The following is a 23,105-nucleotide window of genomic DNA, read 5'->3' as shown; positions in this document are numbered from 1 at the left end:
ATTGACTTGACCCGCAACGACCGCAAGGGAACCCGTTTCACGTTTCGTTTTTTACCGGAGAACCTACCGTCTCTCGATCCGGCGATCCTCGACTGATTGTTTCAGTCATAAAAGTTTTGATGTTTAACAATCTATCCACTTTTTTTATCAAAAAATGGCCATTAATTATCCCATAATTTAACTTTTTGCCAATTTTCGGCGCTTCCTTCAATTCAAATTACGATCGCCCGCTTTCCGGAGAATACATTGACAATTTTATTGCTGATTAGTTATCCGAAAAACAACAATGGTAAAATGACTCAATTGCCAGGTAAATCGCCGAAAACAACCGTTCGATGGAGTTTGATAGAAAAGAAATTCGGGCGATAGAAGGCGATCGCAACCGTGAAGAGCAAAGAGGGGAATCGCGATCGAACAAAATGCTACTCACTCCGGGAAAACCTCAAACCTTACCGTTCTCTAAGGCAAAACCGCCATATTAAACCCGTCACACCGGGTTTGTCAGCTCGGCAACGGCTCGCAAAAACTAACCGAGAGCGATCGAGGTCTAGGTAGAGATTATAGCATTTGACGATCTCCGATCGAAAAATAGAAACCATCGGCGGCGATCGGCGCGCCAGGGTGCAGCCCGTCCGGGCAGGGGCGGCAATCGGAGTTTATCAATGTTACGATTGCCACAGACAGAAAAAGTGAGTAATAGGCAAGGAAAAAGGACTGCATGAACGAGATTGAAAAGTCAATATCCTTTGACGGACGGGATATTCGACTCAGTATAGGCTTATATGCACCTCAAGCAGGGGGTGCGGTCTTGATTCAGTCGGGAGATACCTCGGTTTTGGTCACCGCCACGCGATCGAAGGGACGAGAAGGGATTGATTTCCTGCCGTTGTTAGTCGATTACGAAGAAAGACTCTATGCTGCAGGGAAAATCCCCGGCGGTTTCCTGCGACGGGAAGGACGCCCGCCGGAAAAAGTCACCCTCACCAGTCGTCTGATCGATCGCCCGTTACGACCGTTGTTTCCCCAATGGATTCGCGACGACATTCAAATTGTCGCCACCACCTTATCGATGGACGAACAAGTTCCTCCGGACGTCCTCGCGGTCACCGGGGCGTCGATGGCGGTGCTGCTCGCGCAAATCCCCTTTAAAGGACCGATGGCGGCGGTACGGGTCGGCTTGGTCGGCGACGACTTTATCATCAATCCCACCTACAAGGAAGTCGGTAGCGGCGATTTAGACCTGGTGGTGGCGGGGAGTCCCGACGGCGTGATCATGGTAGAAGCCGGGGCGAACCAACTGCCGGAACAAGATATCATCGAGGCGATCGATTTCGGCTTGGAAGCGGCGACGGACTTAATTAAAGCGCAGCGCGAAATCCTCGCAGAGTTGGGGATCGAACCTGCGGTGGAAGAAGCCCCGGTCACCGACGAAACCCTCGAAGTTTTCGTGCGCGATCGCGCCACGGATCCCATTAAAAAGGTGCTGTCTCAATTCGAACTCGATAAAACCTCGCGCGACAAGCTCTTAGACGAAATCCAAGAGTCGATTAAAGAAGAAATTCTCGCCCTCGACGAAGAAGCAACCGAACGGGTGGCGGTCGAAGAAAACAGCAAAGCTTTGGCGAACATCTTTAAAGATGTCACCAAAAAATTGATGCGCAAGCAAATCGTCGAAGACGACATCCGCGTAGACGGTCGCAAACTCGACCAAGTGCGTCCGGTGACTTGCCGAGTCGGCGTTTTACCGAAACGAGTACACGGAAGTGGTTTGTTCAACCGGGGTCTGACTCAGGTCCTCTCCCTGGTAACGTTAGGAACGCCGGGAGACGCTCAAGACCTCGCCGACGACTTGCATCCGGAAGATCAGAAGAATTACCTGCACCATTACAATTTCCCGCCGTTCTCCGTCGGCGAAACCCGACCGATGCGATCGCCGGGACGCCGCGAAATCGGTCACGGAGCCCTCGCCGAACGGGCGTTAATTCCCGTACTGCCGAAACAAGAAGATTTCCCCTACGTGATTCGCGTGGTTTCGGAAGTGCTTTCGTCCAACGGTTCGACCTCGATGGGTTCGGTGTGCGGTTCGACCTTGGCCCTGATGGATGCCGGGGTTCCGATTCTCAAACCCGTGTCCGGCGCGGCGATGGGGTTGATTAAGGAAGGGGACGAAGTGCGCGTCCTCACGGACATTCAAGGGATCGAAGATTTCCTCGGCGATATGGATTTCAAAGTCGCGGGAACCGATACCGGGATTACGGCCCTCCAGATGGATATGAAGATTTCCGGATTGTCCATCGAAACCGTCGCCAAAGCGATTCAGCAAGCGAAACCCGCACGGCTGCACATTCTCGAAAAAATGCTCGAAGCGATCGACGCGCCGCGCGGGGAGCAGTCTCCTTACGCACCGCGCCTGTTGACCCTCAAGATCGATCCGGATTTAATCGGGATGGTGATCGGACCGGGTGGCAAAACGATCAAGGGGATTACGGAAGAAACCGGGGCGAAGATCGATATCGAAGACGACGGAACCGTTACGGTATCGGCGGTCGAAGCGGAAAAAGCCCAACGCGCGCTCGAAATCATTCGCAACATGACTCGCAAGCTTTCGGCGGGGGACGTCTATTCCGGTCGCGTCACGCGGATTATTCCGATTGGGGCGTTCGTGGAGTTTCTCCCGGGGAAAGAAGGGATGATCCACATTTCGCAATTGGCGGATTACCGCGTCGGTAAGGTGGAAGACGAGCTAGCCGTCGGCGATCGCGTAGTGGTTAAAATTCGCGATATCGACAATAAAGGTCGGATTAACTTGACGCGCTTGAACATTCATCCCGACGAAGCGGCAGCCGCCCGCGCCGCAGCCGGATTGACTTGATCTGCCGCGTTGAAATGGCGCTTTCGTCTCTTTGAACTTGAAACGAGAAGAGGCGATCGAGCTGGGTTGGAGGACAATGCGCGGGCTTTCACCGCCTGCGCGCATCTCACCAATCGGGCGATCGCCGGGGTTGGAAAGCTTCTGGATTCAGAAGCTTTTTCAGTGTTTTTTTGACTGTTCGGGCGCGGCGATCGCCACGCTGCCTCCCTCGCCGTCTCTCAGGTCAAATACCGTTCGTTATTTTTCAGCGCAAAACCCCTCTGACCTCGCCGATCGCAGCGCGGCTAAACCGTTAACCGAATCGAGAACATCGAGGGTCGTGCGAACTCCTCAATCGTCTTCCCACTCTTCCCGTCCCATCAGATCGCCAATGCGATCGCGCAACAGAAATTCATTGCGTTCGAGTTCGAGTTCCACGAATTCCCATTCTCGCGCCGGGATGTACTGGCAAAGGGTATAAATCGGTTGCTGACGGCTGACAATGCCATTATGAACTAGCCGACGGGCTTCAGCTTTAATGACGTTGATGTTATAACAAAGGCTTGTAGAAATCATCATTAAAATTACGCTCCTGTAGGGAATCTAAGAATAAACACTTAGGCTATTGCCCCTTTATCATCTCTCCAGAGCTGTTGCTCGGTTTAGGCTTTTAGAAGAAATATAGAAAAATATAGAAATGTTAAAGCATCTTTGTACTTTGTTATAAACTACACTTTTTTACTCTCCAGACATGCTAACAAATTTATCTAGACTTGTCAGTCAAATCTTCATTTTAAAATTGCAAATCTCTTTTGCTTTTTCGGATTTTCCCGAGTTTTGAAAATATTTTTGGTCTCAAAAGCAGCGAAGCATTCTTAAAATGTTGGCGATCGCCCCGGTTTAGACCCGCGTGGGGCGCCGATCGCCGAACCGCGATCGCGCTCTCCCTACCCCCTCGGGACGGAAGTCCGTACTGGAAAAGGGCGCCCTCATCTTTGATTTGGGGTAACGAGATGTCAAACTGGATCGAGCATCTATTGTTGTGTTCTCAATCAGACAAAAGTTACCCGTGCGTAAAATTATCCTGGCTGGTAATTGGAAAATGTACAAAACCCAGGCGGAGTCCCTGGAGTTTTTAGAAGGGTTTAAACCCTTGTTGGAAGACACCCCCGACGAACGGGAAATCGTCTTGTGCGCTCCCTTTACCGCATTGCCCGTGCTGTCGAAAAACATGCACGGACTGCGAGTGCGTCTCGGAGCTCAGAACGTTCACTGGGAAGAAGCCGGAGCCTATACCGGGGAAGTGTCCGGTCCGATGCTAGCCGAACTGGGCGTGCGCTATGTCATCGTCGGTCACAGCGAACGCCGTCAATATTTCGGCGAAACGGATGAAACGGTCAACCAACGCTTGAAAGCTGCCCAACGCCACCGCTTGACGCCGATTCTCTGTGTCGGCGAAACCAAAGAACAACGGGACGCGGGTCAAACCGAAGCCCATATTTTTTCCCAACTGGAGAAAGATTTAGTCGGGATCGACCAAGGGAATCTCGTGATTGCTTACGAACCGATTTGGGCGATCGGTACGGGGGAAACCTGCGAGGCGGTGGAAGCCAATCGCATTATCGGTTTGATTCGCTCGAAATTGACCGATAAAAATGTGACGATTCAGTACGGCGGTTCCGTCAAGCCGAATAACATCGACGAAATTATGGCTCAACCGGAAATTGACGGCGTGCTAGTCGGTGGCGCCAGCCTCCAACCCGACAGTTGGGGTCAGATTGTCAATTACAAGTAAGTGACGATCGCCCCAGCGATCGACCGATGGGGAAGTCTCGAACCATAAACAGGAGTAATGGTGATGGAATCAGCGAGCGATACGCCAGAGGCGTCGCGAAGCGATCGCCCGTTCGTCTGGGGTCGCAAAACCTATATTATGGGCATCCTCAACGTGACTCCCGATAGTTTTAGCGATGGGGGACAGTACGATACCGTGGCAACGGCGATCGCCCGCGCCCGCGAATTAGTCGAGGCGGGCGCCGATCTGCTCGATCTCGGCGGTCAATCGACTCGCCCCGGCGCCCGGGAGGTTTCTCCCGAACAAGAGCGCGATCGGGTGGTCCCGGTGGTGCGATCGCTGCGGGATCCTTCCTCGCCCTTCGCTTCGACGTTCGAGAATCTCCCCATTTCCGTCGATACCACGCGAGCGTCCGTCGCCGAAGCGGCGGTCGAAGCAGGCGCCACCTGGGTAAACGACGTGAGCGGCGGTTTGGCCGACCCGCAAATGTTACCGACGATCGCCGCCCTCGGCGTCGGGGCGATCCTCATGCACATGAGGGGAACCCCACAAACCATGCAGCAATTAACCGATTACGACGATTTAATCGGCGAAATTTATCGGGTTCTCGAAACCCAAATCGACGCGGCGATCGCGGCGGGCATCCCTCGGGAGAAAATCGTCGTCGATCCGGGCATCGGTTTCGCCAAAACTTACGAACAGAACTTGGAAATTTTACGAAAAATCCCCGTTTTTCGGCGTCTCGGCGTGCCTGTATTAGTCGGACCGTCCCGCAAGAGCTTTATCGGCCACCTCCTCGATCGCCCGGATCCAAAACAGCGCGTTTGGGGAACGGCGGCGGCCTGTTGTGCGGCGATCGCGGGCGGCGCCGATATCGTCCGCGTTCACGACGTCGCCGAAATGGCTGACGTTTGCCGGGTCGCCGATGCGATTTTTAGAGTTTTTTAGAGACTGTTTGTAAAATCAACACGAACAGCCCGGTTTGAAAGCAGGCGATCGCCGGAGCATCAAACGACACAATCAAACTATATTTTTCTTTGGCGTCGCGATCGCGTAGCGACGCCTTCGGCGTATCGCGTCCCTGCTCCAAGCCTCAGTTATAAAAAATTAGTTAGCAAAAAATAACCATTTTTATGTTGAGAGTTTCCTGGTTAGTCGCATTTTGCCTCTCTCTAATCCTTGGTTTCACCGCCGCCAGTTGTAGCCGTTCGCCCGTTTCCCAAACCCAACAAACCGCCCAAGCCTCCCCCATTTCCTTGCGCCACCTTGCCGCCCAACGAAACTTTGCGATCGGGGTAGCCGTCAATGCCACCCCTTTACGTAAAGATCCCCTCTATCGGGACTTACTCGCCCGGGAGTTTAACGCGCTCATCCCGGAAAACTCGATGAAATTCCAAAATATTCATCCCGAGCGCGATCGTTACGACTTCAGCGACTCCGACGAGATCGTTACCTTTGCCAGAAAACACGGCATGAAAGTGATCGCACACGCTCCCATCTGGTTTCACCAACTGCCTCGCTGGGTTACCGAGAGTCACTTCAGCCGCGAAGAACTGCTCGCCATTATGAAAGACCACATTCAAAAAATTTTGAGCCACTATCGCGGTCAAGTTTTAGCCTGGGATGTCGTCAACGAACCCCTCAATTCCGACGGCTCCTTGCGCGAAAGTATTTGGTTTAAAACGATCGGTCCGGAATATATCGATTTAGCCTTTCAATGGGCCAAAGAAGCCGATCCCGATGCCTTACTGTACATCAACGATTATGCCGAAGGACTCAATTCTAAATCCGACGGCATGTACGACTTAGTGAAAGGGATGTTAGAACGAGGTATCCCCGTGGATGGGGTAGGTTTCCAGAGTCATATCGGCTTTCTGTCCGCCAACGACCCCGAGGAAGTGAACAAAAACATGAAGCGCTTGCAAGAACTCGGGTTAGAAGTATTGATTACTGAAATGGACGTTCCGATTACGGCATTGAAAGGTGCCGATCGCGAGGAAAAATTAGCAGAACAAGCACGGCTGTACGGAGCATTTTTAGACGTCTGTCTGGAGAACTCGAATTGCAATAACTTCTTGATGTGGGGATTGACCGACGCGCATTCCTGGCTTCAAGGATTTACGGGAGGTAAAGCACCGATGATTTTCGATCGCAGTTATCAACCGAAACCCGCTTACGATCGAATGGTTGAAGTGTTTGAAAAATCCCTCGATTCTGAAGGGAAATAAGCTGAGAAATAAGGGGATCTTGGGAAAGAGCGATCGGGTCGATCCATTTTTGAAAAGGCGTGTAAGGCCCGTAGTGGCTTGGCCGAATTGATGACCCGATCGCACCCGCCGGAGTTAAACCGGGGAAGAGTTGCGGTTGACTTGAGCGATCGCCCGGGCGATCGCCCCTTGCCACTGGTGGATAATTTTGCGGACGATCGTGCATTCCGGATCGATAAGTTCCGCCGTCACAACAGCATCGAGGTCGGCTAACGCTGCCGTCGATCGCGCCAACACCGCCAATTGCGATTCGCAGGACGCTTCGGTGGCGGTACGGGTGAGGGCGGCGATGTCTGCCAAGCGGGCGATCGCGTCGAGAACGGCGGGTCGCACGGCGCCCGAAGTGGGGACGAGGCGTTCCCGTAGGGTCTCCACAGCAGAATCGGGTTGGGTCTGAGTACCCTCGGCGACTCCAAAGGAGTCAGGAGCATCGTCGTGACGTTCGTAGAGACCTTCTTTGGCCATCAACGCGACCCATTCCGCCGCCGTCTGGAGTTCGCCGAGGGTTTGATAGCCCAAAAAGGCCGTGAGTGCGTTGAGGGAATGGGCGATTTCGACGCCGCCGTAATACTTTTTGAGATCGTTGTAGTTCGATTCTGGGGTTAATACAGGGAATCGATCGGCCTGGAGGTGGGTTTCGTCGAGCAGTTCGTACAAGACTCCCGCAAAGCGAGTCAGGGGAGTTTGGCGGCGCGATCGCCGCCACGCGGTCAGGAACCAGACGCAGCGCTCGGCGAGCTGGTTGCCCCATTCGCCGCTACATTCGACCAATCTGCCGTTGAGTTCGCCGAGGAGTAATTGTCGGCGCGACGGAATCAAGGCCCAGTCGGAGGCGGTCACCGGAGCGATCGCGTAAGCCTCAAGTTCGGGATCTTCGAGCCAGCGATAGAGGAAATGGAGTGGGTCGGAATTTTCGTGCAGGTAGCGGTAGAGGACGCGCTGGGCGATCGCCCGTTGGAAGGGATTGCGGGCCACGGCAGCGATCTCGCGCAGTCCCTGGCGTTCGTCTCTGTGCAAGGCGCGGTAAAGGTAGCGCTCGCTTTGGGGGACGGGTAACACCAGGGATTCGTCCCGGCGAACCGGATGGGTTTGAGTGCGACCGCGCAACCAGGCAATGGCGTCGATCGGATAAAAGATAGCGCGCACGGAACCGAGCAGTACGCTTAAGTTAAAGGTAATGGCCACAGTCCAAGCGATTTTGACTCCGGCAATCAAGCGTTTGGTGGTGATAATCTGAGAGTTTTGTAAAATACTCGCTTCAAAAACGCCGATCCCTGCGGCCAGCAGCATTAAGAAGACGAAGGGGGCGAAAACCCCGAGAGCCTGACGGTTGACGAGATTGAAAGTCACGGAGGCGAGGGTTCCGATCGCCAGACTGTAGATGAGCCTGACTGTATCCGCATCGAGGTCTAGCTCGCCGAATTGCTGGTAAAAATGGGGATTGACTTGCAGGACATCTGCAAAAACAAAGACGACCGTAAAGACGACGGCGCTGGTCATGGCGATCGCCAATGCTAGGATGACCGTTCCGGCGACCCCAAAGCTAGTAGTAGCGGCAGCGAGGGCGATCGCGCTACTCAAGACGGCAGCGAGGCAGACCCAAACAAAGCTGATACTAAAACCGACGGTGGCGATCGCGGCGATGCGATTGGCCGTTTTGAGGGGAATTTCGCGTCCCGATCGAACGTCCCAGACTTTGGGCTGGCGATCGCCCGCCCCGGAAATGACCCGGGTTCCGTCTGGGGTAATGGCGATCGAGCGAATCCACTCCCGATGACCGATGAGGGTATGCAAGAGGGTTCCTTGTCGGACATCCCAAATTTTCAAGGTGCGATCGCTCGCAGCAGAAATCGCCCGGGTTCCGTCGGGAGTCACCATCACGTCCTCGACCCACCCGGTATGGTCGGCGAGGGTGTGTACGAGGCTGCCGTCGTTGAGATTCCAGATTTTTAAGGTGCGGTCAGCCGAGGCGGAGATCGCCTGTCCGTCACCGATAGCGGCGATCGCCCGAATCTCATTCTCGTGTCCGGTGAGGGTATGCACGGCGGTGGCGCGTTCTAAATCCCAGACTTTCAAGGTGCCGTCGGTACTGCCAGACACGGCGCGATCTCCGATCGCTCGCACCACCGTGACTCCGGCGTTATGTCCTTCGAGGGTGTCGAGTTCGGTCCCCGCGCGCAAATCCCAAAGTTTGAGGGTGCCGTCCGTGCTACCGGAGAGGGCGCGATTCTCCGGAAGCACTGCCACCGTGGTGACCGTACCCGTATGACCTTTGAGGGTATGGATGAGTTCGCCACTTTCCAAGTCCCAGACCTTGAGAGTGCGATCGGCGGAGCCAGAAATCCCCCGAGTTCCGTCCGGGGTAACGGCGACGGTTTCGATCCAGCGATCGTGAGGTTTTAACTGATGGAGGAGTTCGCCACGATCCAAGTCCCAAACCCGAAGGCGGCGATCGCCCCCCGCAGAAAGCAGACGGGTGCCATCTGGGGTCACCGCCAACCCTTCGATCCCGTTGCGATGACCGTCGAGGGTATACTCGACCCCTCCCGTTTCCAGGTTCCAGACTTTAATGCTAGCGGCACCCTGAAAGTTTCCCGCCGACGCGGAAACGGCCCGTTGCGGCGAAATGGCGGCGACGGTTTCGATCGACGAGTTATGTCCTTGCGCCGAAGAGAGGGTATAAAAGCCGAGCAGGGAAGCAATCGAGAGCAGTAAGAATAAGGTAGAGACTAGGCCCATCCCATATAAGTTGCGATACGCGGGCACTTTGAAACTGCCGCGCACTCTCGCCCACCCTCTGCGGCGGTAAACCTCCGGGTTGGCGTCGTAAAGATAAGCGCTAAAGCGACTGGGGCGAAAAAAAATCCAATCTGCAAGCCATCCGTAATGTCGTAGATTGAAGGGGTTGAGAGATTGTGGTTCGTTGCCCCGTCGAGCAGGAAAATTGGGCATAAGGCTTCCCTAATTCAGCTTAGAACAACTCGTGTGGGTTGGGCGATCGCGCTCGTTCTTTTATGGGATGGATTCCCGAACCCAAGGCAACGCTCGATGAAATTGGTACATCTCATAAAGAATTCTTTTTTGTAAGAGTTCTTAATTTATCAATCGAGGATCGGTCATTTTTGAAATTATTTTTGTACTTCTATGTCGCAAAGCATCCATGGTATCAACAATTAACTTTTGTGGCGTTCTCTTAGGAATGCCAAAGAATAGAGACAAGTATACGACTAATTCTTTATCGGGTAACTGCCAAAATTCTGACTGGAGATCGACTACTTTCTCGAATAATCTTTTAAATCCATATTTTTTCTCGAAAGGCAGGTGCCAAATTGCTAAACTTAAGTGTCGATCGCTGGCATTATTAAATCCTCCTAATGTCGTCCAAATGCGATTGATATAAGCATTGCCATTTCCCAACGGAGCTTGCAAGCTGTTATAGGCAAAATTCAACAGATGTTCTTCCGTATTAAACTTTGTTTTATTTTGCCTAAATCGCTCCAAAGAAAACTCCCATCCGTGCTCTATTTCTCCTAAAAGCTTTTGGAAGTTTTTGTCTTTTGCCGCAATTAATTCCGCACCACAGTACAGGGGGATTTCTTCATTTAAGGAGAGACCTAATTCTCGATAGAGTTGGCTTAGATCTCGACGGTTGAGATGACTGATTTTGTATTTTTCATTAAATCCAGTATTGTAAGTGACGTATCCCGATCGCTGTATTTCCGCAGCAAGACCCTCTATGGAATCAATCCATACACAATCGGAATCGAGGCAAACAGCCGCTTCATCTCGATCGCAAATTTTTGCAAAGTATTTGATTAAATCTAATTTATAAAATGTGCTTTTCCAAGAATCAAAATAATTGTCTGGAGGCTCGAAGGTAAAAGGCAGTCTTACAATCTCAACACCAAGCTGTTCGAGAAAGTTTTCAGTTTCAGTATTCCCGATATCCGGTAACTTCTCTAAGTTCGTACAAAGGACATGGTGGGCGTTAGGATTGTGACGAATGCTCGTTGCAAAAAACACAACGATACATTTTAAATAAATTTGTTGAAACTTGAGAGAGGAGGATTTTAACCCAACTTGAGGGTAATGGCTTTCTTCCCCTTCTTTGTCAGCACAAAACCCGGTAGCAATATAAATTTTTTTCAGGGTCATCTCTGAGTACCTATTTCACATGGAAAGAGAAAACAGAAGGAACTTCCTCAGTCGCGAAGCCATGCGCCGAAAGCTCGATTTCCATTGATAAGATCGATTCCCATCGGAACGATCGCTCGTTTCGAGCAGTAACGGCGATTGACCGATATCGAAAGTCAATTTTCCTTCTCGATTCAAACGATAAGATGCCACCTCAGAATCTAAATTATAATGATTTCCCTCTAAATCCCGAGCCTGAGTAACGGCCCAACTTGGAGGAATTTCAAAAGTTGTCGTCGTCTCTTGATTCCAAACGATCCAAGAGCGATCGCCGTCTTTTCGAGTTAAAGCGCACACCCAATTCTGTTCGACATCAACCTCACAAGAGGGCAAACGGGCGCCAATTAACCAATCTTGAATTTCTCGATAGGCGATCGCCGCCTCCGTCAAGGTACGATCGTCCGCTTCCACCATCCCCAGAGTGATCCAAGCGTGATTGTCCCACGCATACCAATAGAATCGACTGACTCCAGCGACCCATTGGAGAATGTGCGATCGCCCCACGTATCCTACTGCTTCTTGTGGGGAACTGAAGGTTTTCGGTTTAGCCCAACCGGATTCCGTATTCCACAGGGGTTTGTCCCCAGCGCCATGCTCCCTCATCACCTCTTGCACCGTCGCAATCAGAGGCAGCATCCCTTCAGGGGGTTGGGGAATGACGTAGAAATGATAGCCGATAATATCTGCATAGTCTCCCCCCCCTTGTTCGAGATACTCCGTCAGCCAGTCCGGGCCGTAGCGTAGGCTTTCGGTGGTAGTCCCTCCGGTCGCGGCAGGGGAAACCACTTGAATCGTCGGATCGATCTCTTTTAGAATTTGATAGGCTTCCCGGGCAAGAACGACCATTTGGGCGACACTTCCGGAGTAGAAATCGCGTTCGTTTGGTTCGTTCCAAATTTCGTAATAGTGAATTTTTCCTTGATAGCGAGTGGCGACAGTTCGCACGTAATTGCGCCAGTCTTCCAAATTCCGAGGTTCGGCGGCCCACCCTCCCGACGGTCGATAACCGGAACCTTCTTGAGGACGGGCGGACGCCCAAGTGGGAGAAAGTCCCAGAGGTAAGAGGATTTCGATATCGCGATCGCGCGCCATTTCAACCGAGCGATCGAGGATTTCAAAGTCCCACTGTCCGGGTTCGGGTTCTAATTTTGGCCAGGGTACCCCGGCATCCCACAGGCGCCAGGTCGCAAAAGGTACGGCGGGCCAAGGAGTTTGCGGTTTTCTAACGGCCCGGTGGATGTGCATCCCAAAATATTCGGCAGGAATTTCTGTGGTCGGGCCGTCCAACTGCTCGATCGCCGCCACGGCCCGATCGCCTCCTACGGGCAGCCAATGAACGGTCAGAAACGAACAGAGGAACAGTAAAATCATCCAGGGTTCGATCCGTTTCACTGGCACGTTCCTCCTATGACTCACGAACTGACAAACTCAATGGCTTCTACCATGCGATCGGCGACTCGTTCGGGAGTGATGCTGGCAATGCGATCGCGGGCGCTGACGCGCATCTGTTCGAGGGCTTCGGGAGCGGTCGCTAAAGCCCGTTCGAGGGCGAGATCGAGTTCCTCCGGGCGATCGGGTCGAAAAGTCCATCCGGTTTTCCCTTCTTCGACCAATTCTTCTACCGATTGACCGTACAAACTCCCCAAAACGGGCAACCCGGCGGCCATTGCTTCGTTTGTCACTAACCCCCATTCATCCGCCAAAGTCGGAAACAAAAACATCCCCGCTTGAGCGTAGATTTCCGGCAATTTGCCATAGTCTACATGACCGATCCAGTTCAAGGTTAAGTTATTGGGAATCGTCTGACTTTCCAATTGAGGGCGCAACGGGCCGTCGCCGACGAGGATTAATTCTAACTGCCGTTGCGAGTGGCGTTCGGCGTAGCGTTTCAGTGCGGAAAATAAGGGAATCATCCCCTTGCGTTCGAGGAATTGGCCGACGTAGAGCAAGCGGTAGGCGCGATCGCCGTCTCGGGAGAGCGGAACTTGCAAAAATGGCTCGATATTGGTGGTATACGGCGCGTAAAACAGTTGTTCGTCCCGGATACCAAACTGACGCACGTAGCGAGCCCCACTTTTCCCGTTCACTAACAAGGCATCGGCTTGAGGAACGAGCCACCGTCGCAGGCGATCGCGCAATTTACCCCGTCCTCGTTCGCTGTATTCCGAAACCGTCGCCCACAAAATTAACGGGCTTTCCCGATGGAAGCGTCGATAAAGGGCGGCTTGAAGCGTTCTCAAACCCATTTCTCCCGAAATAATCACGTCCGGGCGATAATCGGCGAGCAACGAGAGGGTATCGTAAGGGATGTGAACGTAAATGTCTTCGGAAAATCCGTGGGGGTGACGCCACTTGCGGCGTAAGGTCAGGTTTTTTTGAACTTTAACGTTTAAGCCTTCCCAATTGGGCGTCCAATTGCGATTGGCTTCCATCGGTGTCGAGATCGCCACCTGCAAGTCTCCCACGCGATCGGCCAATGCCCGATACAAGGGCAATCGGTAAGGGGGAATGAAATTGGTGAGCAGGATTACTCGTTTAGCCATTAATCTGACTCCCCATTTTACCGCCGAACAGTGCCGCAAAAACGAGCCGGACATAGGGCAAGCTCCAATAAAACGGCCAGAACGGCCCGGCATGGCGTTTGGCAAAGACTTTCCACTCTTGGACGGGCAGTCCTTTCGGTTGGCTCACCTTTTTGAGTCGTTCCCACACGTTCAAATTAGGATTTTCCCAGACATCGGCTTCTCTAGGATTCTGCTTGCAGGTTCCGACGTAACCCGGTAGCACCCAGAGGGTCCCTCCCGCTTGTCTGACGCGCAAGCCGTAATCTAAATCTCCCGTACTGTGAACGAAATTGGGGTCTAAGTTGCCGACGATTTGGGCGATTTCCCGGGGAATTAAGACGCAATTACCATTCATGGTATGGCAGGTCTGTAGGGTGTCGGCGGTCGGGAGGAGTTGGAATTTGAGGGGATGCCACCAGGTCGAGCGCACCATTCCTCCGTACGTCAAGTTTCCCGTGTCGGGATCGCAGGTGGAACCGATGAGGACGAAGCGATGGGCGGCGGTGTTTTCTTCTAATTGTTCGGCATATTCTAGCAGGCGGGCGATCGTGTCGGGGTAAAGGATGGTGTCGTCGTTGAGCCAGAGGTAATAGTCGGCATCCGATTGCAGGGCTTCTGCAAAAGATCGACGCATCCCTCCATTCCAAAATAGATTGCCATCGCCGCGAAATATTTTAACTTGAGGAAACCGTTCTGCTACAGTTTCTGTAGTTCCGTCCGTACTCCCATCATCGACGAGATAAACTTGTAATTTAATTTCATCAGATACGACTTGCTCGAACACCGATGCGAGAGAGGCGATCGTTTTTGCTTTTCTATTAAAGCAAGTCATTAAAACTGCGATATTCTTGCGGATCATTTCTACTCAATCCCCCCCTTACACAAAAATTAGAATTATAGTTTTAGCGATCGAACAGGCCAATAAAATTATCCCTATAGATTAAATTTTGACATCGAAAGTCAGATTAAAAATGCATCTATTTTATTGATTTTTTTGTTCCAAAACTTCTTGATAAAGCTTCAAATAAGCACGAGCTTGAACTTCAAGTGTAAATTCTTCTTCAACCTTTTGTCTGGCTCGACGTGATAATTTTTGCCAGCGTTCTGAATTTTCTAAAACCCAGTGAATTCCAGCACCCAAATCTTCAGAGCTAAAACAGCGCGCCCGATATCCATTGTTCTCGTGTTCGACAATATCTTTTAATCCAGTCGAGTCAAAGGAAACAACAGGGGTTCCGCAAGCTAAAGACTCGATCGCCGTTTTACCAAATGCTTCTTGTAGGGAAGGAACGACCATTACATCAGCAGCCGCATACAGCAAAGCTAAAGCAATATCATCATTAAGTCGGCCCATATAAGTTGCTTTCATACCCAGATCGGGAGCGGGGTCAGGTTCGCTAGAACCGAACACGACTAATTCTAATTTTTCTCGTAAATTGCTTCGTGCTAAGTTTTGTAAGGCAGGTACTAAATACTGAAATCCTTTTCTTTTTTCTTGGGTGGCATTGACCGCTCCGAATAAGACAATTTTGCGATCGGGAGCGAATCCTAAAATGTCTTTGACAACCTCTTTCGGCATCGGTTTAAATTTAGAGGCATCTAAAGCATTGTGAATAACCTCGATTCGCTTATTTTTGAAAATAGAGCTTTTTTGAGCAATTTCAGCCAGCCAATGACTGATTGCGACCAAGGTAATATCTAGGTTTTGAAATGAATTATTTTTTTGCTGCCAAAAAAAGCTAGAAAGATCCCATTTTTTCTGCGATTTCAACGCCGGACAGGCTCCGCAGGATTTCATATAAGATTGGCACTCTCCCGCATAATGACAACCCCCTGTAAAAGCCCACATATCTCGCAAAGTCCAGACCAAAGGGCGCTGAATTTTAGCGATCGCTCGTGGGTTTAAAAAGCTGACACCAACCCAATGAAGATTGACTAAATCTGGATTGATTGCATCAATTTTTTTTAAGGTATTGTTGGGTAACCAAGATAGAGAGAAAAGTGGATCCCTTTGGGGATAAAAAGAAAGGGGAAAACTATCGATTTTACATCGGAGTTCCTGCAAGCCTTTTCGCACTTTTCCAGACTTGCCAAAAACTTTTGGATTGTCACTATCTTTACAAGCAACCAACATATTTGAGTCGGTTCCTGCTTGCTGAAGGGCGTTGTGTAGCCAGTACGCACCTCTGGCTGCTCCCCCTTCAATATCCGATTGACTGATATGTAAAATTTTCATAGTTTTTCGCCGATTAGCGACCACATTGCCTCAGATTCTTGTTCGATTTTCTGCTCTATTTCTTTTAATTGGTTTCGGATTTTATCTCTTTCAGTTGGAATAAGCAATGTGTCTAAACGGTCAATAATCCGATCGTCGGGTGCAATAAAAGAATAATCGGCAAGGTTGTAATTCTCGAACAGCATCATATATTTATGAGACCAGCCCAAACCCAAAGAAGGAACGTTACAAGATAAGGACGAGGCTAAAGCATGAAAGCGGGAGCCAATGATAAACTGACTTTGGCCCAGAAATTCTTTGAGCTTTAAGGGATTTTCTTCTTCAAAAAGTTCGACGCGATCGCTTGGATGTTTTTCTAGGATTTGACGAGCAATTTCGCTATCCGTTCCTCCGGTATCGTGAACGACAACATAGATTTTTAGGTCGGTTTTTTCCAACGTTTTGGCGATCGCTTCATCGATGGCTTTCTCGTAGCGATCGCCCCATACTTCTTGACCTTGATCGAAAATTCGACCGTTGGGAATCAAACAACAGTAATTTTTTAACTCGCGATCGTGGTGTCCATAGGTCAGCGTAATATCTGGAGCAACTCTAATTTTGTCTGAATTCTTGTTCGACGAACCATCGAGGACGTCAATGAGATAGTCATAAGAAATTCGATCGCGGGGAAATATTAACTCTGCCTTCTCAATAACTTGCCTCATATAGGTTTTCATCCCTTCCTTTTCAAAAGGACCAAATGCTTGAGGCAGAAAAATATATTTACTTTTGTTTTTGAGCGCACCTTCGAGCAGTAAGTTTAAGTTTTTAACAGGTTCTACGCCCCATTGATCGGTAAAAGCAAAACCAGAAATATCCACAATTACATCAACATCTTTCCATTGAATTGTCCCTCGGGGTAATTTACTAAAAAACTTCAAAATATTACCAAACTTAAAATAACGGACAAATCGTTTACCTTCTCCCACATGAAACAGAGGAAAATCTAAGATTTCAACCCCCAAACTGCGAATTTTTTCGGGATCGCCAATCGTCGGACTGACACACAACCGACTTTGAGGATACCGTTCCTTTAAGGAGGCGATCGTAGTCAATAGCATTAGTTGAGCGCCTTTATTGTAAAAATTGGCTCCAACAATCAAAAAAACCATTTCTTTCACCCATTTCTAACTTTCTTAATAAATTCAAATACAATCGAATTTCCAATTGTATTGATTTTTGAAAATTAATTACTTGATGTCAATTTAGATATTTTTATTAGTATCTTTTTGACCTTTCGCTTAATCCTTGTATTTAAGCTTGGGTTGTGCATTTTGTTGAAATAAAGTGTATCCGCAAGATCTTCTCTGACAAAAAACTTAGGATGTATGAGAGGAAAATCAATATCTTTCACCGACAATTCTCCAAAATCTCCTGGCCTTTCTGTCGTGTGCGTTGAAGCTTCTTGAAACCCAATATTTTCAACCATGTTTGTATGTGGAATAATTGTCAAATTACCATTCCACATACAAGTAAAATGCCATTGATAATCCCAGGTATCTATTTCTCCCCGATAAACCTTATCAAAAATCTCCGTTTTCTTTTCCGCTTCCTTTTGATTACCAACCACTTGAATTAAGCGATTTTGTGCTTGAAATTCAGGCCATAATTTCATCGTGACATCATAATACTGCCAAGCTCGACGCCAAGTCGCCCATCCCCAAATATGAGTTCGTCGCGAAAAACAGTAGCTTTCGCGTTCATTTTGACCTGTGATTCCAAAATTGGTCCCCGCAATATGCATGACGCGGGTATCCGAGCGATATTTTTCAAGTAATTCATCACAGTAGCGGAAAAAACTAGGTTGGGGTAGACAGTCGTCTTCGAGAATAATTGCAGACTCGACTGTTTGAAAAACCCAGTCTAAACCACTAGAAACGCGAGCTTTGCAGCCTAAGTTTTTGTCAGAATAATTAGTTAATACTTCACAGTTCCAATCAACACGATCGATGATTTTACGAACTTCAGCGCATTTTTCCGCCTCACCAGGTCGGTTGTCTCTCGGACCGTCAGCAACAACTAATAATTTGGGGGGTTGAGCCTGACGAATGGCTTCAAATACTTTTGCAGTCGTATCAGGGCGGTTAAACACTAAAAAAGCAACGGCTGTTTTCATAGAAGGTAACTTTTAGTCATTACAATCTTTTGGAAGTTTTGCCTTCTGGCAAATTCATTAAGTCAATTGTAGTTCTGGCAACTCATTTACTTTGGCTTCGGCAATGCGATCGCTAATATACTGTCTTTCTTCTTCGTTAAATAGCTTTAAAAACTTTTCACCATTCGCATTTTTAATCGGTGCTCCGGCAGAAGCTTTCCAGGCCCATTCGTGTTCTCTGACAACTTGTTTGGCCGCTTCTGTATAATCTTCCATCATGCTTTTTTCAAACTCTATTCCCACAAATTGACAGAGAGTATTCAAGACAGATTCTGCATTTTGGACGAGAGTTTCATACTTGACTAAAATATGGTTAGATTTCTTGAGGTGCTTGCGCGAGTGTTCTACATCACCGATCCAAACTTGTATGCAGCGATCGATATCCCACGCTCCACCCCAAGTCTTTTCTGAGTGTTTGCGAGAGGCATCATACAAGGAAGCAACAACATCTTCACCGTTACGAATTAAATGGATGAATTTTGGATTTTCTACTTGATTTTCGATCGAATCTATACAGCGTAAATGTTGTGGTGTTTTTTCCAACCACCAAGATTTTTGGTGTTCTAAAGCATAACGATCTAAGACCTCAATAAAAGCACGGGAATATTGTTGACTAAAGATAGCTTTTTTCGGAATGTACTCTTCAAATTGTTCTCGCTCTATAACGGTTAAAAATTTATGAAACTGCTGCGAAGCTCTCCCCGAAGCCAGACCGAATATATCTCCCCAAGGCCATCGGGCACTTAAATGTTCAAAAAAATGAGATTCTGGAAAAGAAATAATTTGTGAATGTGCCGCGAGTAAACTTTGTAAAAGTGTCGTTCCAGACCGGGGACAGCCGACCAGAAAAAGATGGCCAATATTTGAAGTATTCATCACTTGTCTACCTCTTTAGTTCTTGTTAACTTTACTATCCTGATTTTTTGTTTGCACGTTTTCGTGAAATGATAGAATTCGCCATTTCTAAAACTTGCTTTAATAACTCAGGAGCCATTAACCAAATAACAAGCGGATAAATCATGAGGGCGATCGCACTACTCAGCAGTAAGATACTAAATGAGTTTAGCAAACTTCCTAGGAAATATTGAATGCCATACATTGCCATTCCCATCGCCAAGGAAGCGGTTAAAGCTACTGTGAATTGGTTGGCATAAGTAATAAGTTTAATATTCAACAGTTTACGTACCATTAACATCCGGATTGGAGCGACAAGATAACCGCAGGTCACCCGTGCCGCCGCTACAGCAATAAATCCCCATTGAACGGCAATTAGAAAGCCAATCACATGGGTGATTGAGTTAATAAAATTAATAGCTAAACTCCAGCTTGGTTTTCCCATTGCCGTGAGCAGAGTTGTGCTAATTCCCTGACTTAATTGCAACGGCCCAATAAAAGCTAAAATCTGCATAGCCGGGACACTGGGCATCCATTTGTCTCCAAAAAGAAATACCACTAATTCAGGGGCAAGCACGGCAATTCCAACGGACAAGGGTAAAGAAATTAAGCTAGACAGTTGTGTCGAGCTATAAAGTGCTTTTCGCAAGCGTTCGGGTTCTTCTTGAAGTTTGGAAAACGCCGGAAGCACAACTTGATTGGTCGTACTGTAAAGAAGTTGGGTAATCATGAGCAATACCCGGTAAGCAATCGTGTAATAACCTAGAGCTTCGGATCCCAGAAATTTACCAATTAAGAAATCATCAGCACGTAAAATAAAGAAGGTTAAAATCTGGGATCCCATGATATTAACCCCAAAACTGAATAATTCTTTAGCATGGGAAATTGAAAACTTAAGTCCCGGTCGCCAGTCACTCGCCCACCACAACACCAGAACCCCAGCAACACCATTGCTCAATCGCTGACCTACTAAACTCCAGACACCGAAGCCTGTAGAAGCCATCACAATGCCGACCAGACCACCAACAAAAGTGGCTAAAAGTGTCCGAGCTGATAAAGCTTTAAATGCTAAGTTTCGACGAAATAATGCTTGCTGAACTCCACTAAATGCCGAAATTAAAAAAGATAATGACATCCACTGGATAATTGGCGCTAATTTGGGTTCTTCAAACCACAATGCAACAGATTCTGCTGCAAAAACGCCAAGTAACGTCAAAAGTAGCGCGATCGAAAAATTAATCCAAAAAGCTGTATCTAGATGCTCGGGATCGACGTGTTTCTTTTGTATTAATGCATTGGCAAAGCCTTGATTTAGAAATAATTCTAAAAAAGCAAAAAAGACACTACTTAAAGCGACTAAACCAAAAGCTTGTGGGTCGAGGAGTCGGGCAAGTATGAAAAAAACTAAAAACGAAATAACTTGGGAACCCCAGTTTTCAATGGCCGACCAAACTACTCCTACCAATGCTGCTTGTCGTAAGTTATTACCAGACACGAGTCAGGAGATTTCCTTTCTAAATGTACTTTTTAAGGTTAATGCTAATTGAGCTTATGCAATTCAATATGTCAATAAAATGTAACACAATTTTTGAAATAAAAAGGCTCGATATAAACTAGATTTTTTGCTCTATCTATAGATTGCTTTGTGATTTGCAATGGAAATGTGTTAGACAAAGCAAAGTATGCTTGCCCAAGCAAAAGTGTACTGAAAGTCGTAAGTTCTTGAACGAGTCAAAGCCACGATTGGCCAAGGTTTTAGACTCGCAGCTTGATGCACCAATCTCCTTCTCTGAATATACAGCCAATGGACTCAAAAAACAACTCTATAGCGATCGTCCAATTTATTATTAGACATCTCCAAGCTTGAAATGCTTTTGTCATCTAAATTCTAGGGCTGTCAAAAACAGACATATGCTACCCATCAATCCAGAAGGCATAATTCAACAGGTGTCGAACACTTTTCCTGAGAGAAAAGCGCTACATAGATAATATTAAATGATTTGAATACCTGTCAGACGATCGGGGCCTTCTGTAAAATGCAAAATGCAAGAACTCGAAGTCGCACGACAACTAATCCGCAAATAGCTAAAATAACTGCTTTAGATTATTGCGAACTTACTATGCTAAATAAAATCTTTTTGCTACTGTCTGATAATGGACTTTGAAAGTAGAATATTATGGAGGGCGAATTGAGGGGGTTTTTACACTGCGAACTTCTCCTTTTGAACGATTTTTGATGTTAGATAATGCTGTTCCTGTAGCTATAATCGTGTAAAGACACCAAATTTCATTAGGCTCTACTAAACGACTAATAGTTAAGTTTGGAAAAATCACAAATAGAAATACTATAAGTGGGAGAGCTGAGTCAATAGGAGTTACTCCCTGCTTCCGTTTAATGAGGTATTTGATAGAATCGGTAAAGGTTCTAAAAAATGATAAGCCAAAAAGGATGAATCCTACCCATCCTAAATCGAGAAGGATCTCAAAAAAGCCATTGTGTGCGTGAGGAGGTGCCCAATAGCCATCACCAGAAGGCATCCATAGCTTCCCATCGGGAGCATTTGCTGCTGGATTGTCTTTTCCTCGCCAAGACTGCCAGAAACCGTGATATCCATATCCAAGCCAAGGATGTTGTGGAACCTTTTCCGTTAAAAGATAAGACCATAGAGGTGTGCGACCTGATATTGTTAAATCTTTACCCAGACCTCCAACAACAATCGCTTCTAAATTTTCAGTTACAATTAAAGTTCCTCCAATCCCAATAACCAGGAAAATTACCATTACAAAAAATGCCCATCTGAAACTCAATTTTTTGACAAATCGAGTCACTAAAAATAGTAAAAATAATCCCAGAAAGTTGACTTTGGCGCCTGCAGATTTTGCCATCTGCAAACCATACAAAGATAGCAAAGTAAAAATAGCAGATAACGATCGATTTTTAGGATTCGTTAAAACTTCAATCAACCAGAGTGCAGAGGACAAAGCCATGAGTGCTGCAAATGGATTTGAGTGACTGTTTATACCTTGCCATGCACTTTTCGTAGGATTAATACCGATGGAGGGAACGGCTGAGGCATAGTAAGCACTTAGAATGAAGTTCAGAGCCAAACTCCATCGTAGAAGCTGAGCTATCTTTTCAAACGTAAAACGTTTACCAATATAAACAGAAATTACTGTTACTAATAATAAAACCAGCCCGGTCTTGAGTGTATATGATGGAGTCTCAGACCAAAAAGAAGACATTAAAGCCAAAAATAAAAATAAGAAGAAAAAAGGATCCTTTATCAGGAAAAAACCGACTTTATAAATAATATCTTTAAGGTTTCGATAAAGCTGGGGAGATAAAATTAACAATACCGCTACATAAACCCCCAATTGCACGACGGCTGAAGCAATCGTCTTTTCTCGATGATAGAGTGCGGCTGGATGTAGTTTTGGAAACATCCCAACACTTAATGCAGGGATTTGGAATAAGAACAGAAAAATTGTTGCTTCTTCTACAAAATTGGCAAGTTTTTTGTTCCAACTTATAAAGTTATAGGCAAGCAGTAAATAAATCACTCCTGCCAATAAAATTAATGGTAAAATTAATGGGTTTAGAATGAGTTCTTTCACTTGGCACTAATGACGATTAAAAAGCGGATAATTTTAAAAAAGAGTATTTTTTGGTGATTAATGGCAATCCTGAAAATTTACTGTTAAGCAATGGATTCAATATGAGTGGTTGTGAACTTATCGGCCACTTAGAGAAAAGCTTGTGGATGACTCTGGGCAAATAAGGGATATTTCAGAACGATGCTTTAAATCGAAAACAATCTCAGAGATTGAGATAGAATATTTTCTAAGGATGACGATCTCCGAGATCCCATCTTTTTCAGCAATTGAGTTGCAAGGTTTTTCGATCTTTCTACAAAGTGGCTTTTCCGGCTCCATGTGGCAATGTATTGCGATTGTTAACACGGTAATTAGAATGAGAAAAGAGGAGTCGAGTTTTATCAGTTATTTAAAATTTCCTGTTCCCCCTAATGAAAAGCGTCATACAATTGAGACGGCGATCGAGCTAATTAAATTTTGACTTTGCATTTGAACTACGGAGTTCGATGGCAAAAC

17 protein-coding genes are annotated in these 23,105 nt (G+C 47.6%); 4 read left to right on the top strand and 13 right to left on the bottom strand.

Annotated features, from left to right (window positions below; genetic code table 11):
* Positions 1–718: 718 nt before the first annotated feature.
* Complete coding sequence (locus tag JJD41_RS09885) at positions 719–2,872, top strand: polyribonucleotide nucleotidyltransferase (RefSeq protein WP_200665768.1); 2,154 nt, start codon at positions 719–721, stop codon at positions 2,870–2,872.
* Between the two features lie 330 nt (positions 2,873–3,202).
* On the opposite strand, the gene JJD41_RS09880 is transcribed toward JJD41_RS09885, so the two are convergent.
* Positions 3,203–3,427 carry a DUF4327 family protein gene (locus tag JJD41_RS09880; RefSeq protein WP_246260120.1) on the bottom strand — a complete coding sequence of 75 codons (225 nt, stop codon included), beginning with the start codon at positions 3,425–3,427 and terminating at the stop codon, positions 3,203–3,205.
* 493 nt (positions 3,428–3,920) lie between these two features.
* On the opposite strand from JJD41_RS09880, the gene tpiA reads away from it, so the two are divergent.
* Entirely contained in the window at positions 3,921–4,646 is a 726-nt protein-coding gene (tpiA, locus tag JJD41_RS09875; RefSeq protein WP_200667199.1) for a triose-phosphate isomerase, read from the top strand.
* A gap of 63 nt (positions 4,647–4,709) precedes the next feature.
* Positions 4,710–5,594 (top strand): dihydropteroate synthase, encoded by an 885-nt coding sequence (folP, locus tag JJD41_RS09870; protein WP_200665767.1) that lies wholly within the window; start codon positions 4,710–4,712, stop codon positions 5,592–5,594.
* On the opposite strand, the gene JJD41_RS09865 is transcribed toward folP, so the two are convergent.
* Positions 5,581–5,736 carry a hypothetical protein gene (locus JJD41_RS09865; protein ID WP_200665766.1) on the bottom strand — a complete coding sequence of 52 codons (156 nt, stop codon included), beginning with the start codon at positions 5,734–5,736 and terminating at the stop codon, positions 5,581–5,583. The two genes, folP and JJD41_RS09865, sit on opposite strands and share 14 nt — an antisense overlap.
* Before the next feature lie 43 nt (positions 5,737–5,779).
* On the opposite strand from JJD41_RS09865, the gene JJD41_RS09860 reads away from it, so the two are divergent.
* Positions 5,780–6,874 carry an endo-1,4-beta-xylanase gene (locus tag JJD41_RS09860; protein WP_200665765.1) on the top strand — a complete coding sequence of 365 codons (1,095 nt, stop codon included), beginning with the start codon at positions 5,780–5,782 and terminating at the stop codon, positions 6,872–6,874.
* Positions 6,875–6,988: 114 nt separating this feature from the next.
* On the opposite strand, the gene JJD41_RS09855 is transcribed toward JJD41_RS09860, so the two are convergent.
* The 11 genes from JJD41_RS09855 to JJD41_RS25690 all read right to left on the bottom strand — a co-directional run bounded on the left by JJD41_RS09855 (position 6,989) and on the right by JJD41_RS25690 (position 22,610).
* Positions 6,989–9,865: a WD40 repeat domain-containing protein gene (locus JJD41_RS09855; RefSeq protein ID WP_200665764.1), complete on the bottom strand. Its 2,877-nt coding sequence runs from the start codon at positions 9,863–9,865 to the stop codon at positions 6,989–6,991.
* Positions 9,866–10,006: 141 nt separating this feature from the next.
* Positions 10,007–11,068 carry a hypothetical protein gene (locus JJD41_RS09850; RefSeq protein ID WP_200665763.1) on the bottom strand — a complete coding sequence of 354 codons (1,062 nt, stop codon included), beginning with the start codon at positions 11,066–11,068 and terminating at the stop codon, positions 10,007–10,009.
* Positions 11,069–11,083: 15 nt separating this feature from the next.
* Positions 11,084–12,499, bottom strand: coding sequence for a GH39 family glycosyl hydrolase (locus JJD41_RS09845; RefSeq protein WP_200665762.1), 1,416 nt, complete (start codon positions 12,497–12,499; stop codon positions 11,084–11,086).
* 20 nt (positions 12,500–12,519) lie between these two features.
* Entirely contained in the window at positions 12,520–13,650 is a 1,131-nt protein-coding gene (locus JJD41_RS09840; RefSeq protein ID WP_200665761.1) for a glycosyltransferase family 4 protein, read from the bottom strand.
* Positions 13,643–14,503: a glycosyltransferase family 2 protein gene (locus JJD41_RS09835; RefSeq protein WP_234488571.1), complete on the bottom strand. Its 861-nt coding sequence runs from the start codon at positions 14,501–14,503 to the stop codon at positions 13,643–13,645. Before JJD41_RS09835 ends, JJD41_RS09840 begins: the two co-directional genes overlap by 8 nt.
* Positions 14,504–14,653: 150 nt before the next feature.
* Positions 14,654–15,907: a glycosyltransferase family 4 protein gene (locus tag JJD41_RS09830; RefSeq protein ID WP_200665759.1), complete on the bottom strand. Its 1,254-nt coding sequence runs from the start codon at positions 15,905–15,907 to the stop codon at positions 14,654–14,656.
* Entirely contained in the window at positions 15,904–17,058 is a 1,155-nt protein-coding gene (locus JJD41_RS09825; protein WP_234488780.1) for a polysaccharide pyruvyl transferase family protein, read from the bottom strand. Before JJD41_RS09825 ends, JJD41_RS09830 begins: the two co-directional genes overlap by 4 nt.
* 74 nt (positions 17,059–17,132) lie before the next feature.
* Complete coding sequence (locus JJD41_RS09820; protein WP_200665757.1) at positions 17,133–18,062, bottom strand: glycosyltransferase family 2 protein; 930 nt, start codon at positions 18,060–18,062, stop codon at positions 17,133–17,135.
* 57 nt (positions 18,063–18,119) lie between these two features.
* Positions 18,120–18,977 (bottom strand): sulfotransferase family protein, encoded by an 858-nt coding sequence (locus JJD41_RS09815; protein ID WP_200665756.1) that lies wholly within the window; start codon positions 18,975–18,977, stop codon positions 18,120–18,122.
* Between the two features lie 34 nt (positions 18,978–19,011).
* Positions 19,012–20,490: a lipopolysaccharide biosynthesis protein gene (locus JJD41_RS09810; RefSeq protein WP_200665755.1), complete on the bottom strand. Its 1,479-nt coding sequence runs from the start codon at positions 20,488–20,490 to the stop codon at positions 19,012–19,014.
* A 680-nt stretch (positions 20,491–21,170) separates the two neighbouring features.
* Positions 21,171–22,610 carry an O-antigen ligase family protein gene (locus JJD41_RS25690; protein WP_200665754.1) on the bottom strand — a complete coding sequence of 480 codons (1,440 nt, stop codon included), beginning with the start codon at positions 22,608–22,610 and terminating at the stop codon, positions 21,171–21,173.
* Positions 22,611–23,105: the final 495 nt, after the last annotated feature.

The sequence above is a fragment of the Oxynema mangrovii CENA135 genome (genome assembly GCF_016632315.1).
Classification (GTDB): Bacteria; Cyanobacteriota; Cyanobacteriia; order Cyanobacteriales; family Laspinemataceae; genus Oxynema; species Oxynema aestuarii.
Note: the sequence above shows the minus strand (reverse complement) of the source record. Positions and strands in the feature narration are given on the sequence as shown.

Excerpts from the sequence above, each read along its gene's own strand:
- JJD41_RS09885 (WP_200665768.1), top strand. The coding sequence starts at position 719 with ATGAACGAGATTGAAAAGTCAATATCCTTTGACGGACGGGATATTCGA.
- JJD41_RS09880 (WP_246260120.1), bottom strand. The coding sequence starts at position 3,427 with ATGATTTCTACAAGCCTTTGTTATAACATCAACGTCATTAAAGCTGAA.
- folP (WP_200665767.1), top strand. The coding sequence starts at position 4,710 with ATGGAATCAGCGAGCGATACGCCAGAGGCGTCGCGAAGCGATCGCCCG.
- JJD41_RS09860 (WP_200665765.1), top strand. The coding sequence starts at position 5,780 with ATGTTGAGAGTTTCCTGGTTAGTCGCATTTTGCCTCTCTCTAATCCTT.
- JJD41_RS09855 (WP_200665764.1), bottom strand. The coding sequence starts at position 9,865 with ATGCCCAATTTTCCTGCTCGACGGGGCAACGAACCACAATCTCTCAAC.
- JJD41_RS09850 (WP_200665763.1), bottom strand. The coding sequence starts at position 11,068 with ATGACCCTGAAAAAAATTTATATTGCTACCGGGTTTTGTGCTGACAAA.
- JJD41_RS09840 (WP_200665761.1), bottom strand. The coding sequence starts at position 13,650 with ATGGCTAAACGAGTAATCCTGCTCACCAATTTCATTCCCCCTTACCGA.
- JJD41_RS09835 (WP_234488571.1), bottom strand. The coding sequence starts at position 14,503 with ATGACTTGCTTTAATAGAAAAGCAAAAACGATCGCCTCTCTCGCATCG.
- JJD41_RS09830 (WP_200665759.1), bottom strand. The coding sequence starts at position 15,907 with ATGAAAATTTTACATATCAGTCAATCGGATATTGAAGGGGGAGCAGCC.
- JJD41_RS09825 (WP_234488780.1), bottom strand. The coding sequence starts at position 17,058 with ATGGTTTTTTTGATTGTTGGAGCCAATTTTTACAATAAAGGCGCTCAA.
- JJD41_RS09820 (WP_200665757.1), bottom strand. The coding sequence starts at position 18,062 with ATGAAAACAGCCGTTGCTTTTTTAGTGTTTAACCGCCCTGATACGACT.
- JJD41_RS09815 (WP_200665756.1), bottom strand. The coding sequence starts at position 18,977 with ATGAATACTTCAAATATTGGCCATCTTTTTCTGGTCGGCTGTCCCCGG.